The organism is Pseudomonas sp. GW821-FHT01D09, assembly GCF_059422465.1.
In genome coordinates this window covers 52086-66114 of the sequence record NZ_JBWKWY010000027.1, presented here as the reverse complement: position 1 = coordinate 66114, position 14029 = coordinate 52086, and the positions used below count along the sequence as shown (strand labels likewise).

Below are 14029 nucleotides of genomic sequence, written 5' to 3'. Positions count from 1 at the left end.
TGGTGCACTCGACAGGATTCGAACCTGTGACCGCTCGGTTCGTAGCCGAGTACTCTATCCAGCTGAGCTACGAGTGCAGATTGTGGTTTTATACCAGATCACGACTGGTTGGAGCCAAGTTACCTGCATTGCTGCAACCAACTCTTAAATGGTGCACTCGACAGGATTCGAACCTGTGACCGCTCGGTTCGTAGCCGAGTACTCTATCCAGCTGAGCTACGAGTGCATTTGTTGCCGCGCATTATAGGCCGTTCAATCTCTATGTAAAGCTATTTTTTCGTTTAATTTCAACAACTTAGCGAAAAAACCAGATTGCAACGTACTAAGCAAATAATGGCGGAGAACGGGGGATTCGAACCCCCGACACCCTTTTGAGGTGTACTCCCTTAGCAGGGGAGCGCCTTCGGCCACTCGGCCAGCTCTCCGCAACACGGGGCGTATATTAACCAGCTTCATCCCCGTTTGCAAACATAAAAAACGATAAAAATTAATGGCTTGGTTCGTCGTCCTTCTCTTTCTTGATCCGCAGGTAGATTTCCTCACGGTGGACAGCCACCTCTTTGGGGGCATTGACCCCAATCCGCACTTGATTGCCTTTGACGCCGAGCACGGTCACGGTGATTTCGCCATCACCAATAATCAGGCTTTCTGCGCATCGACGAGTCAGAATCAGCATACCTTTCTCCTCACGCATTTCATTTCGGGAACAACAGTCTGCAAAAAAAGGCCTTGGACCCATGACCCTGCGGCCATGGCCCGGCATGCCTAAGTATTGTCGAGCCCGGGCAAAAGAACAGGCCTGCGCCCTCACCCGACAAAAAAGAAAGGCGCGGATCAACCGCGCCTTCCTGGCAACGCGTTACTCGCCCTGTCGGGCCGGCGCGTCCAGTTCAAAAGCGGTGTGCAGTGCACGCACAGCCAGCTCCAGGTACTTCTCTTCGATCACCACCGACACCTTGATCTCCGACGTGGAGATCATCTGGATATTGATGGTTTCCTTGGCCAGGGACTCGAACATACGGCTGGCAACACCCGCATGGGAGCGCATGCCCACACCGACGATCGACACCTTGGCGATCTTGGTGTCGCCAACCACTTCACGGGCCCCGATTTCCTGGGCCGTGTTCTGCAGGATCCGCTCGGCCGCATCGTACTCGTTGCGGTGCACCGTGAAGGTGAAGTCGGTGGTGTTATCGTGCGCAACGTTCTGCACGATCATGTCGACTTCAATGTTCGCGGCACTGATCGGCCCGAGGATCTTGAAGGCCACGCCCGGGGTGTCTGGCACGCCACGGATGGTCAGCTTGGCTTCATCGCGATTGAAGGCGATGCCGGAAATGATCGGCTGTTCCATGGATTCCTCTTCATCAATAGTAATGAGGGTGCCCGGACCCTCCTTGAAGCTGTGCAATACGCGCAGCGGTACGTTGTACTTGCCGGCGAACTCCACCGCACGGATCTGCAACACCTTGGACCCGAGGCTGGCCATTTCCAGCATCTCTTCAAAGGTGATCTTGTCCAGGCGCTGGGCCACGGACACTACCCGCGGGTCGGTGGTGTAGACGCCGTCCACATCGGTGTAGATCTGGCATTCGTCAGCCTTCAGGGCGGCCGCCAGCGCCACACCAGTGGTGTCGGAACCGCCACGGCCCAGGGTCGTGATATTGCCGTGCTCGTCGACGCCCTGGAAACCGGCGACCACCACCACGCGACCGGCCTTCAGGTCACCCCGGATCTTCTGGTCGTCGATCTGCAGGATACGCGCCTTGGTATGCGCGCTGTCTGTCAGGATCCGCACCTGGGTGCCCGTGTAGGACACCGCAGGCACGCCACGCTTGTTCAGCGCCATGGCCAACAGGGCAATGGTCACCTGCTCACCGGTGGACACGATCACATCCAGCTCACGCGCCAGCGGCGCCTGATCACCACTGATTTGCTTGGCCAGGTCGATCAGGCGATTGGTCTCGCCGCTCATGGCCGACAGCACCACCACCAGGTCATCGCCGGCATCGCGGAATTTCTTAACCTTGTCGGCGACCTGCTCGATTCTTTCGACAGAGCCGACCGAGGTGCCTCCAAATTTCTGTACGATCAAAGCCATTTCTAAGCCGCCTCAGCCCGTAAAGGGGCGCCCAATAAACAAATCGTCCAGCACCTAAACACGCCCATGACTAGACCATGGGCTCGTTAACAGCGCCTTAAATACCGGCTTCGACAAACGGCACGGTCAGGGCCAGGGCCGCGTCCAGGGCACCGGCGTCTACACCACCGCCTTGCGCCATGTCTGGACGACCACCGCCCTTCCCGCCCACTGCCGCAGCGGCTTGTTTCATCAAATCACCAGCCTTGAGTTGGCCAGTCAGGTCCTTGGTTACACCGGCAACCAGTACGACCTTTTCCTCATGGACACTGCCGAGCAGGATCACTGCGCGGCCGAGCTTGTTCTTCAACTGATCGACCAAGGCCAACAACGCCTTGCCGTCCTGACCGTCCAGGCGCGCGGCCAGAACCTTCACGCCCTTGATATCCAGGGCCGAGGCCGACAAGTCGTCGCCCGCTGCGCTGGCCGCCTTGGCCTGCAACTGTTCCAGCTGTTTTTCCAGCTGGCGGTTGCGTTCCAGGACAGCAGAGAGCTTATCGATCAGATTGTCACGGCTGCCCTTGACCAGGGTCGCCGCTTCCTTGAGTTGTTCTTCGGCCGCATTGAGGTAGGCCAGGGCCGCAGCGCCGGTCACCGCCTCGATCCGCCGGACACCGGACGCCACACCGCCTTCGCTGATGATTTTCAGCAGGCCGATGTCGCCGGTGCGCTGGGCATGGATACCACCGCACAGCTCCACGGAGAAACTGCCGCCCATGCTCAGCACGCGCACGTTGTCACCGTATTTCTCGCCGAACAGCGCCATGGCGCCTTTGGCCTTGGCGGTCTCGATATCGGTTTCTTCGGTTTCCACCGGGGTGTTCTTGCGCACCTCGGCGTTGACGATATCTTCCAGAGCCTTGATCTGCTCCGGCTTGATCGCTTCAAAGTGGCTGAAGTCGAAGCGCAGGCGCTGGCTGTCGACCAACGAGCCCTTCTGCTGCACATGCTCGCCCAATACCTGGCGCAGCGCCGCGTGCAGCAAGTGGGTGGCCGAGTGGTTCAGCGAGGTGGCGTGGCGCACGTCGGCGTCCACCTGGGTTTGCACGGGCGCGCCCACCACCAGGCTGCCCGAGGCCAGCACACCGTGGTGCAGGAATGCGCCGCCAGTCTTGGTGGTGTCACGCACATCAAAACGACCGGACGCGGCCTTGAGCACACCGCAGTCGCCAATCTGGCCACCGGATTCGGCGTAGAACGGCGTCTGATCGAGGATCACCACGCCGTCATCGCCTTCATTCAAGACGTCGACCGACTGCCCGTCCTTATAAAGGGCAATCACCTTGGCCGAGCCGCTGGTGGCGGTGTAACCGGTAAATTCGGTGGCCACGTCAACCTTGACCAGGCTGTTGTAGTCCATGCCAAAGGCGCTGGCCGAACGAGCGCGCACGCGCTGGGCCTCCATCTCGCGCTCGAAACCGGCCTCGTCGAGGGTCAGGTTACGCTCGCGGGCGATATCGCCGGTCAGGTCCATCGGGAAGCCGTAGGTGTCGTAGAGCTTGAACACCACATCGCCCGGCACCACGTCGCCTTTCAACTCGGCGAGGTCTTGCTCGAGGATTTTCAGGCCCTGCTCCAGGGTCTTGGCGAACTGCTCTTCTTCAGCCTTGAGCACGCGCTCGATGTGCGCCTGGTTCTGTGCCAGCTCCGGGAACGCCTGGCCCATCTCGGCCACCAGGGCCGCGACGATCTGGTAGAAGAAGCTGCCACTGGCGCCCAGCTTGTTACCGTGGCGGCAGGCGCGACGAATGATGCGACGCAGCACGTAGCCACGGCCTTCGTTGGACGGCAGCACGCCATCGGCAATCAGGAAGCCGCAGGAACGGATGTGGTCAGCCACCACTTTGAGCGAGGCCTGGTCTTCGTTGGCGCAGCCGATAGCCTTGGCCGCCGCCGCCAGCAGGCTTTGGAACAGGTCGATTTCGTAGTTGGAGTGCACGTGCTGCATCACCGCACTGATCCGCTCCAGGCCCATGCCGGTGTCCACCGACGGCGCTGGCAACGGATGCAACACGCCATCGGCGGTGCGGTTGAACTGCATGAATACGTTGTTCCAGATCTCGATGTAGCGGTCGCCGTCTTCCTCTGGCGAGCCCGGTGGGCCACCCCAGATATCGGCGCCGTGGTCGTAGAAAATCTCGGTGCACGGGCCGCACGGGCCGGTATCGCCCATGGTCCAGAAGTTGTCGGAGGCGTACGGGGCGCCTTTGTTGTCGCCGATACGCACCATGCGCTCAGCCGGCACGCCGACGTCCTTGGTCCAGATGTCGTAGGCCTCGTCATCGCTGGCGTAGACCGTCACCCAGAGTTTTTCCTTCGGCAGCTTCAACACGCCGGTGAGGAAGGTCCAGGCGAAGTTGATCGCGTCTTGCTTGAAATAATCGCCAAAACTGAAGTTGCCGAGCATTTCGAAAAAGGTGTGGTGACGGGCGGTGTAGCCGACGTTTTCCAGGTCGTTGTGCTTACCACCGGCGCGCACGCACTTCTGGCTGCTGACAGCACGGGTGTAGGCGCGTTTTTCCTGGCCCAGGAAGCAGTCCTTGAACTGGTTCATCCCCGCGTTGGTGAACAGCAGGGTTGGGTCATTGCCTGGGATCAAAGAGCTGGAGGAGACACGGGTGTGACCTTGCTCTTCGAAGAAGCGAAGGAAGGCTTCACGGATTTCTGCGCTTTTCATTAGGTTCTTCCACGGAGGCTGCGGCCAAAGGCCAGTGCGCAACATCAATCAGACGGAGCGACGGCAAAGGGCCGCATTATATCGGCCCTTTGCCCGTGGTACAGCGTGTTTATACGATAGAAACAGTCAATTAGACGGTCTGCACTGTCATTTCCGGGAAAACTCGACAAATGTCGCCAACACGTGTTCGATTTGTGCCCGGCTGACGTCCAGGTGCGTGACCATGCGCAGGCGCGGCGCGGCACTCAACTTGATCCCGCGCGCCTGGGCAAAGGCCTTCAGGGCCTGGGCCTGCTCGCCGATCTGCACGTAGACCATATTGGTCTGTACCGGCTCCACGCTGTAGCCAGCCCGGCGCAGTTCATCGCCCAGCCATTGGGCATTGGCGTGGTCGTCGGCCAGGCGCGCCACCTGGTGGTCCAGGGCATACAGCCCCGCCGCCGCCAGCGAACCGACCTGGCGCATGCCGCCGCCGACCATCTTGCGCAAACGGCGGGCCCTGGCGATCAACGCACTGGCGCCACACAGCACCGAGCCCACCGGCGCGCCAAGGCCCTTGGACAGGCATACCGAGACCGAATCGAAATGCCCGGCAATCTCCCGGGCCTCCACGCCCAGCTTGACGGCCGCGTTGTACAGGCGCGCGCCGTCCAGGTGCAGGGCCAGGCCATGCTCGCGGGTAAATGCGCGGGCAGCGGCCAGGTAGCTCATGGGCAATACTTTGCCCTGCATGGTGTTTTCCAACGCCAACAACCGGGTGCGGGCAAAGTGGAAGTCGTCCGGCTTGATCGCCTCGGCAACCTGGGCCAGGTCCAGCGAACCGTCCGCCTGCACTTCCAGGGGTTGCGGCTGGATAGAGCCCAGCACCGCCGCGCCGCCACCTTCGTATTTGTAGGTGTGGGCCTGCTGGCCGACGATGTATTCCTCGCCCCGCTCACAGTGGGCCATCAGCGCCAGCAGGTTACTCATGGTGCCGGTGGGCACAAACAGCGCGGCGGCAAACCCCAGGCGCTTGGCCAGTTCGGCTTCCAGCAGGTTGACGCTGGGGTCTTCACCGTAGACATCATCGCCGCTCGGCGCGCTGGCCATGGCATCGCGCATGCCTGGCGTGGGTTGGGTCACGGTGTCACTACGAAGATCAATCACGGACATCAAGCGGGCCTCTGCGAGTGGGGAATTCCCTGTTGTAACCGATTACTGCGGGCATCACCGGCAAATATCAAGCCGACGCCTGCAAGGGCTGCCAGCAAACCTGTCGATAGTCGATATTAACAAGCACCCTATGCAGTTTTTTGAAATGTATGGTAAAAACTCTGCGCCGCCAGGGTTCTGGCGGCAACGTTCTCAGGGCGGGGTGCAATTCCCCACCGGCGGTAATTGCGCGCAATGCGCATAGCCCGCGAGCGCTTGACGCCTCGAACTGCTCACGCAGGACGGCGCCAAGGTCAGCAGACCCGGTGTGATCCCGGGGCCGACGGTCATAGTCCGGATGAAGAGAGAACGGGATTGACACCTAAGGGCCGTACGCTGATTGCATACCTGCATGACATAGTCGCTCGCACCCTTAAATCCCATTCGATTCATAACGCCCTGTTTTTTTCATAAACAGGAGTCAGAACATGCAACCCACCGCAATCGACAGCAAGAGCAAACACCACCACGGTGAGCGCGTCGCGTTTATCCAGGCTTGCTGGCACAAAGATATTGTTGATCAAAGCCGTAAAGGCTTCCTCACCGAAATGCTCGCCCAGGGCTACCAGGAATCGGACATCGATTTCTTTGAAGTCGGCGGCGCCTTTGAGATGCCCCTGCACGCCAAGCTGCTGGCCAAGACCGGCCGTTACGCCGGCATTGTCGCCGCCGCCCTGGTGGTGGACGGCGGGATCTACCGCCATGAGTTTGTCGCCCAGTCGGTGGTCAGCGGCCTGATGCAGGTGCAGCTGGAAACCGAAGTGCCGGTGTTCTCGGTGTCTCTCACGCCTCATCATTTCCACGCGGGCAGCGAGCACCACGCCTTCTTCTCCGAGCACTTTGTGCACAAGGGCAAGGAAGCTGCGCAGACCTGCGCCGACACCCTACACAAGATCCGCGCCATCCAGCGCAGCGAGCAGCACAAGCTGGCCGTCTGATCACGCCAGCAGCCGCTGAACAAAAGCCGCCCCTGACCGGGCGGCTTTTTTTTGCCAGCGATAATTACCTCTCTCCCCTACCCGATCTGCGGTCAAGTAAACCCGGCGTCGCGAGCCCGCGACCCTTACTTAATAGGGAGACTCGTAATTGATCACTTCAGACATGCCGGCCGATCGGGAAATGCACGAAATGCAACGGCGCGGCGTCTATTTCATCTTCGGCGACTTGCGAGGAGCAGAGCATTCGCTGCACATCAACAATGAAGTCCAGGGTGGCCGGGGCAACTTCACGACCTATCCGGTTCGTGCAACCGATCACGTTACGATCGAAATCCGCAAATCGCCCCACGCCCACCAATTGGTGTTCATCACACAGAATCGGCATGACAACCTCGTACTCAGGCGCAAGGACGCTCATGAAATGGACCGGCTACAGTTTGTCGCCCCCAACTCCGACATCGACCTGGGCAGCCAGCCCACAGGCCTAGGCGTGCCGTTTTTTCCAGGCATCACGCTGATGCTGGAAATCAACGACGAGCACTACTGCATTATCCCCGCGTATAACCAGGCCCTGGTCTTCATCACCCAGGGCGGCAATGACAGGCTCCACATCGCAGACAACATCGACACGCCCATCATCGTCAATACCGGCGAGGGTGACGACAGCATCATCAGCGCCGCCTCGATCGCCTCGTTCTACACCGGGGCAGGAAATGACACCGTGATCGTCCACGGCGGTTCAAACTACATTGATACCGGTGAAGGGGATGATGACGTGACAGCCAGCAAAGAGGCCCGCATCACCGTCTACGCCGGCCCAGGCGACGACGATGTGATGGGCGGCGGTTTTTCGTTCATTGATGGTGGCCAGGGCAATGACGACATCACCGGTGGCCCGGGCCATAACATCCTCAGTGGCGGCCCTGGCAGCGACCATATCAAGGCCGGACCTTCCAGCAATGTCATCTTTACGGGCCAGGGAACACGAGACCTGGTGACAGCACTCAAGCCGCACGACATCACCTATCACACCACGCACAGCACGCTCGCCATCAATTGCCCGACAACCGCAGAAGCCTTCGCCTCGATGCCGAACGGTCAACCGACCTCCCGCTCCACCCTGATAGAGCCCAAAGACATCAGTGAAAGCGGGATCACCGTCAAGGGTAGCGTGTCATTTATCGAACGCATCCACGATGACCTGCGGCTACTGCTCAATTCGCCCACAGGGCAAAAACTGCTCACTGTGCTGCATCAGGCCGCCCTCAAGTCGGGCACCCCTATCACCATCAATGAGCTCACCCTCTCCAAGCAAAACAACTTTGTCGCCAGCGACGCCCCAAGCCCCAACGCGTACCTCGTAAACGGCCAGCGCGCAAGCGGGTCCTATGGCGGTAACATCTGGATCAACACCAGCAATAGCCTGCCCGATCTACCGGATCAGCCCGGCATCATCATCCTCTTTCATGAACTCTGCCACGCGTACAACTACGTCACCGGCAGCGTGGTGCCCGGGGGCATCCAAGACCCGCAAGACGGCTCATTAACTGCCAGGCAAGAACGACAAGCTATTGGTCTGCCAGCCTCCGAATACCGCTTCGACTTTGATGACGACCCCAGCACACCGCCCACCGATACCAACCCCGAGGCCTTCACCGAAAATGGTCTGCGCAAGGAGTTGGGGCTGCCACTGCGCGAGCGCTATGACGACTGACAGGGCCTAGGCCAGCCCCTGGTCATCCGTCGGCACAATCAGGATCCCCGCCCGAAGCCCATTCTTGACCTTCGGGTTGGGGAAGATGATGCGGGCGCCCTCCTCCTCGATCACCCAGCGGGTCTTGGCAATGTCCTCGGCCAGCAGGTAGCCCTTCTCCAGTTCCGAAAAATTCTCCACATCCGCCGGCAAATGCAGGGTGAAGGCATCGCTGTGCTTGATGACTTCCCGGGCCACGCTGAACAACTTCAGGCCGTCCAGGCCCTCGGTGGCCGGCTCGTTGCCTTCGATGATCTGCTTGAGGCGGGTTTCCAGGCGCGAGACGTCCACCCCCTGGTTCTGCCCGAATGGCCGGGCCTTGCCCAATTCCAGGGTGAATGACTCGGCCTCCAGCTGTTCGTAGGTAAAGGCGGTGAAGGTGATGGACGTCTTGTTCTGCAACAGCACCGCAGCCATACCGGCCGCCCGCAGGCGGGCCAGTTCGGCACGTGAATGCTGGCGCCCTTCTTTCCACGGGTACAGGGCGAACTGTTCGATCTTCGAGCCCCGGATGGCCGTGTGCAGGTCGTAGTGCAGGCGCGAACGGTCGGGCACGCTGAAGAAGGTACGGGCCAACTGTTCAAGCTCGCCAGCGCGTATGGCTTCGGGGCCGATGCTTTGTTCGTGACGGCCATTGAACAGCCGGTTGACGTCCTGTTCCAGGTAACGCTCGCCGCGACGCATGGCCTCGGGGTTGCCGAACAGGAACAGAATACGGGTGCGAGGCTTGATCTCCCCGCGGGCAATGCCGTGCAGCAAGCGGTCGAGCAACTCGATCGGTGCCGTTTCATTGCCATGGATGCCACTGGACAACAGCACATCGGCGCCATTGTCGCGAGCCTGGGGCGGCCGGACTTCCAGCGCCCCTTCGCTCAGCCAGCGCATTTGCACGCCGTCGACAGTCAGTTGAATTTTTTGCGCCGGTTCACGACCGGCGAGGGTCAGTTCAAGCAGTTTGCCGAGGGCGAGCATAGAGCAGCTTCCTTAGTGGTTGCAGCCTGGGCCGTGGACGTGGTCGTCGTCATCACCTTCAACGTCGGCCGGTTCCATTTCCAGCTGCAGGCTCATCAGGTTGGTGGCCAGGGGGCGCATCAGCAGGTTGGCGTATTCGGCATCACCTTCTTCCACGTCCACGCCGATCAGCAGTTGGCCACGGCCGTCGTGCTGGATCCAGATTTCCTTGCCCTGCCACACCACGGCGAGGCGGGTGCAGGAGGTTTCCAGCTGGGTGCCGTCGGTGTCTTCAAGAATCAGCTTCAGGGTATCGGTGGTCATAAATAGGTCTCAGCCGTGGGGGCTTTAATTGATCTGGAAAGGATAAACCGCGCCCAGTTTAAGGATTTGCGTCAGTTCATCCAATGCCGTGCGACATTCGAGCAGCAACTGCGGGTCGGCCAGGTCGGTTTCACGCAGGCTGTCGCGGTAGTGCTTGCCGACCCATTGGGTCAACGTTTCATACAGCGGCGCCGTCATGATAACCCCTGGATTGACCGCCGCCAGTTCAGCCTCCTTCAACGCCACGCGCAAACGCAGGCAGGCCGGGCCGCCGCCGTTCTGCATGCTTTGCTTGAGGTCGAAGACTTTCACTTCGCCAATCGGCCCGCCGGAACGGGTCAGGTCTTGCAAGTAATGCCAGACGCGCTCGTTGTTGTGGCACTCTTCGGGCACGATCAGCAACATCGAACCGTCGGCGCGGCTCAGCAACTGGCTGTTGAACAGGTAGGAGCGCACGGCGTCTTCGACGCTGACCAGAGCGCGGGGCACGCAGATCGCCTGGAAGTTGCCGCCGAGCTTGCCCAGCTTGGCCTGCAGTTCGGCGAGCATCTGTTCGGTATTGAGGAACGCGTCCTCGTGATAGAACAGCACTTCACCGTTGCCCACCGCGATCACGTCGTTGTGGAACACCCCGGCATCGATCACCGCCGGGTTCTGCTGGCCGTAGACCACACCGCTGTCCTGCAGGCCATGCAAACGGGCGACCGCCTGGGACGCTTCGAGGGTCTGGCGCGCCGGGTACTTTTGCGGCGCCGGGTAGCGGGTGTCGAACGCACTGCGGCCGAACACGAAGAATTCCACGCCCGCCTCGCCATAGTCGCGGCAGAAGCGGGTGTGGTTGGCGGCGCCTTCGTCACCGAACTGCGCCACGGCCGGCAATGCGGCGTGGTGGGCAAAGTGCTGCTGATCGGCAAACATCGCCCCCAGCACACGGCTGGTGGTCGGGTGCTCGATGCTGCGGTGGTATTTGCAGTTGAGGTTGGCGGCGGTGAAATGCACGCGGCCGTCGGCCGTGTCGGCACTCGGGCTGACGGTCGCGGCGTTGGCCACCCACATGCTCGATGCGGAACAACTGGCGACCAGTAAAGGCATCGCCTGCTTGGCCGCCTGCTGGATCACCTGGGCGTCGCTGCCGGCAAAGCCAAGGTTGCGCAATGCGGCCACATCCGGGCGCTCCTGGGGGGCGAGCACACCTTGCACAAAGCCCATGTCCATCAGGGCTTTCATTTTCGCCAGGCCTTGCAGCGCCGCCTCCTTGGGGTTGGAAGATTGCTGGCTGTTGCTCTGGGACGCGACGTTGCCGTAGGACAGACCGCCGTAGTTATGGGTCGGCCCCACGAGACCGTCAAAATTGACTTCACAGGATTTCATCGGCGAGGCTCCACGAACATCTGTTTTTATAGGCATCAATTTACTTGAATACACCACAAATCAACTGGGAGAGCAGGCTTGTGTGGGAGCTGGCTTGCCTGCGATGGCATCCCCTCGGTCTGGCTGAAAGACCGAGGTGCTCGCATCGCAGGCAAGCCAGCTCCTACATAAGCCTGCTCCCACATTTAGATCAGTGTTACGCCTGGGCTCAGTGTTGCTGGCAAGACCAGGCTTGAGGTCTCTAGCGAGGCCACCGGGTACGCACAATAATCCGCCGCGTAATAAGCACTGGCGCGATGATTGCCCGAGGCCCCTACCCCACCAAAGGGCGCGGTGCTCGCGGCGCCGGTCAGCTGTTTGTTCCAGTTGACGATACCGGCCCGGCTTTGCAGCCAAAATTGCTGGTAGAGCGCCTCGGAGTCCGACAGCAAACCTGCGGCCAGGCCGTACTGGGTGTTGTTGGCCTCGCTGATCGCCGCAGCGAAATCCGCGTAGCGAATCACTTGCAGCAACGGGCCGAACAGTTCTTCGTCCTCGCGCTCGGTCACGCCCGTCACGTCGATGATGCCCGGTGTCAGCAAGGCGGCCTGCGCCTGGGGCTGGGTCATTTCCAGCAGCGCCACGGCGCCGTTGGCCAGCATCAGCTCCTGGGCCGCCATCAAGGCCTTGGCCGCGCCCAGGGAAATCACCGAGCCCATGAATGGCGGCGGTTGCTGGTCGAAGGCCCCCACGGCAATGGTCGCGCTGACGGCAACCAGGCGCGCCAGCAGTGCATCGCCCCAGGCGCCTTCCGGCACCAGCAGGCGCCGGGCACAGGTGCAGCGCTGGCCGGCAGAAATAAAGGCCGACTGGATGATGGTGTAGACCGCCGCGTCCACATCGGCCACCTGGTCCACCACCAGCGGGTTGTTGCCGCCCATCTCCAGCGCGAGGATCTTGTCCGGGCGCCCGGCGAATTGCTGGTGCAAGTGGTTACCGGTGCGGCTGGAGCCGGTGAAGAACAGGCCATCGATGCCTGGATTGGAGGCCAGGGCGATCCCGGTCTCCCGCGCGCCTTGCAGCAGGTTCAACACGCCCGCCGGCAGGCCGGCTTCGACCCAGCACTGCACCGTCAGCTCGGCCACTTTAGGGGTCAGTTCGCTTGGCTTGAACAACACGGTATTACCCGCGAGCAAGGCCGGGACGATGTGCCCGTTGGGCAAGTGGCCCGGGAAGTTGTAAGGGCCGAATACCGCGACCACGCCGTGAGGCTTGTGGCGCAACACGGCAGTGGCGTCGCCCAGGGGGCCGCTCTTCTCGCCGGTACGTTCGCGGTAGCTTTGCACCGAGATCGCGATTTTATTGGCCATGCTGGTGACTTCGGTGGCCGATTCCCACAGCGGCTTGCCGGTTTCCTCACCGATGCAGCGGGCGATTTCATCGGCGCGGCTTTTCAGGGTGGCGGCAAAGGTTTCCAGCACGCCGATGCGCTCTTCCAGCGGGCGCCCGGCCCAGGCCGGGAAGGCCTGGCGGGCGGCCTGCACGGCGGATTCGACCTGCTCGACGCTGGCGCCATTGCCAGCCCAGACCACGTGCTGGGTCACCGGGTTCAGCGACTCAAAGCGCTCACCCTGGCCAGCCAGCCAGCTCCCTGCGATATACAACGAATTCATTATTTCGACTCCCGGGCAGCAGACAACGGTACGGCACGCACTTGATCACCGGCCACCAGTTGCAGGCGCTTGGCGGTCAGCGGATCGACCACCAGGGTGCCGGCAGCCAGGCGCGCCGGCGCGGCGGTAATGCGGCACTCTTCACGCTTACGGTTGTGCATCAAAAACGGCGTGGCATCGTCCCCCGGCGTGCCGATGGCCAGCACCAGCGCCTGGCTGTCACGCACCGCGCGGATCTTGCTGGTCTCACACTCCACCGCAGGACCCGCGTCGAAGATATCGACATAGCCCTGGTAGCTGAAGCCCTCGCTCTTGAGCATGCTCAAGGCCGGCTCGGTATCGGGATGAACCTTGCCGATCACGTTGCGCGCATCTTCAGACAAAAAGCAGGTGTACAGCGGGAACTTGGGCATCAGTTCGGCGATAAACGCCTTGTTGCCCACGCCGGTGAGGTAGTCGGCCTGGCTGAATTCCATCTTGAAGAAGTGCCGCCCCAGGCTCTCCCAGAACGGCGAACGCCCGGCGTCATTGGACACCCCGCGCATCTCGGCGATAATTTTGTTGCCAAACAGCTGCGGGAACTCGGCAATAAACAGCATCCGCGCCTTGGCCAGCATGCGGCCGTTGAGGCCGTTGCGGTAATCGGCGTGCAAAAACAGCGAGCACAGCTCGGAGTTGCCCGTCAGGTCGTTGGCCAGGAACAGCGTGGGGATCTCGCGGTAGATATTCAGCTCCTGGGAGGCGCTGACCGTCAGGCCGACCCGGAAGTTGTACCACGGCTCACGCAAGCCCACGGCGCCGGCAATGGCGGAAATCCCCACCACGCGGCCTTCGTCGTTTTCCAGCACAAACAGGTAGTCGGCATCGCCGCGCCCGGCTTCGCCGCGAAAAGTCTTTTCAGCCCAGCCCACCCGGTGGGTCAGGCGCTCTTCGTTGGCCGGCAAGGTGGTGAGACCGGTGCCGGTGCTGCGCGCCAACTCAATCAGGGCCGGTAAATCGCTGCTGCGTACGGGACGAACGATCATGCTATCT

General features: G+C 61.2%; 11 protein-coding genes, 3 tRNA genes and 1 riboswitch. Of the genes, 2 read left to right on the top strand and 12 right to left on the bottom strand.

Annotated elements, in window-relative coordinates:
* The 7 genes from AC07W7_RS20635 to ltaE all read right to left on the bottom strand — a co-directional run bounded on the left by AC07W7_RS20635 (nucleotide 1) and on the right by ltaE (nucleotide 5969).
* A tRNA-Arg gene (locus AC07W7_RS20635) sits at nucleotides 1–77 on the bottom strand.
* A 72-nt stretch (nucleotides 78–149) separates the two neighbouring features.
* A tRNA-Arg gene (locus tag AC07W7_RS20630) sits at nucleotides 150–226 on the bottom strand.
* 108 nt (nucleotides 227–334) lie between these two features.
* Nucleotides 335–425: transfer RNA gene (locus AC07W7_RS20625), tRNA-Ser, on the bottom strand.
* A gap of 62 nt (nucleotides 426–487) precedes the next feature.
* Nucleotides 488–676 (bottom strand): carbon storage regulator CsrA, encoded by a 189-nt coding sequence (gene csrA / locus AC07W7_RS20620; protein WP_003178872.1) that lies wholly within the window; start codon nucleotides 674–676, stop codon nucleotides 488–490.
* Nucleotides 677–859: 183 nt separating this feature from the next.
* Complete coding sequence (locus AC07W7_RS20615; protein WP_038442619.1) at nucleotides 860–2101, bottom strand: aspartate kinase; 1242 nt, start codon at nucleotides 2099–2101, stop codon at nucleotides 860–862.
* A 97-nt stretch (nucleotides 2102–2198) separates the two neighbouring features.
* Nucleotides 2199–4817 carry an alanine--tRNA ligase gene (alaS, locus tag AC07W7_RS20610; protein WP_236309863.1) on the bottom strand — a complete coding sequence of 873 codons (2619 nt, stop codon included), beginning with the start codon at nucleotides 4815–4817 and terminating at the stop codon, nucleotides 2199–2201.
* A 147-nt stretch (nucleotides 4818–4964) separates the two neighbouring features.
* Nucleotides 4965–5969 carry a low-specificity L-threonine aldolase gene (gene ltaE, locus AC07W7_RS20605; protein WP_495040022.1) on the bottom strand — a complete coding sequence of 335 codons (1005 nt, stop codon included), beginning with the start codon at nucleotides 5967–5969 and terminating at the stop codon, nucleotides 4965–4967.
* A 184-nt stretch (nucleotides 5970–6153) separates the two neighbouring features.
* Nucleotides 6154–6323: riboswitch (FMN riboswitch) on the top strand.
* A gap of 113 nt (nucleotides 6324–6436) precedes the next feature.
* On the opposite strand from ltaE, the gene AC07W7_RS20600 reads away from it, so the two are divergent.
* Nucleotides 6437–6946: a 6,7-dimethyl-8-ribityllumazine synthase gene (locus AC07W7_RS20600; protein WP_169901611.1), complete on the top strand. Its 510-nt coding sequence runs from the start codon at nucleotides 6437–6439 to the stop codon at nucleotides 6944–6946.
* A 148-nt stretch (nucleotides 6947–7094) separates the two neighbouring features.
* The gene (locus AC07W7_RS20595; protein WP_495040021.1) at nucleotides 7095–8660 is read left to right on the top strand and encodes a M91 family zinc metallopeptidase; all 1566 of its coding nucleotides are present in this window, start codon (nucleotides 7095–7097) and stop codon (nucleotides 8658–8660) included.
* A gap of 6 nt (nucleotides 8661–8666) precedes the next feature.
* Here the strand turns inward: AC07W7_RS20595 and astE are convergent, their stop codons facing one another.
* From astE to astA, 5 genes are all read right to left on the bottom strand, one after another.
* Entirely contained in the window at nucleotides 8667–9671 is a 1005-nt protein-coding gene (gene astE, locus AC07W7_RS20590; protein ID WP_076962888.1) for a succinylglutamate desuccinylase, read from the bottom strand.
* Nucleotides 9672–9683: 12 nt separating this feature from the next.
* Nucleotides 9684–9974 carry a hypothetical protein gene (locus tag AC07W7_RS20585; protein ID WP_029294458.1) on the bottom strand — a complete coding sequence of 97 codons (291 nt, stop codon included), beginning with the start codon at nucleotides 9972–9974 and terminating at the stop codon, nucleotides 9684–9686.
* A 24-nt stretch (nucleotides 9975–9998) separates the two neighbouring features.
* Nucleotides 9999–11345 (bottom strand): N-succinylarginine dihydrolase, encoded by a 1347-nt coding sequence (gene astB, locus AC07W7_RS20580; protein ID WP_495040020.1) that lies wholly within the window; start codon nucleotides 11343–11345, stop codon nucleotides 9999–10001.
* 185 nt (nucleotides 11346–11530) lie between these two features.
* Nucleotides 11531–13000, bottom strand: coding sequence for a succinylglutamate-semialdehyde dehydrogenase (gene astD / locus AC07W7_RS20575; RefSeq protein ID WP_495040028.1), 1470 nt, complete (start codon nucleotides 12998–13000; stop codon nucleotides 11531–11533).
* Nucleotides 12997–14022, bottom strand: coding sequence for an arginine N-succinyltransferase (gene astA, locus AC07W7_RS20570; RefSeq protein ID WP_057960449.1), 1026 nt, complete (start codon nucleotides 14020–14022; stop codon nucleotides 12997–12999). The genes astD and astA overlap by 4 nt, the downstream gene beginning before the upstream one ends.
* Nucleotides 14023–14029: the final 7 nt, after the last annotated feature.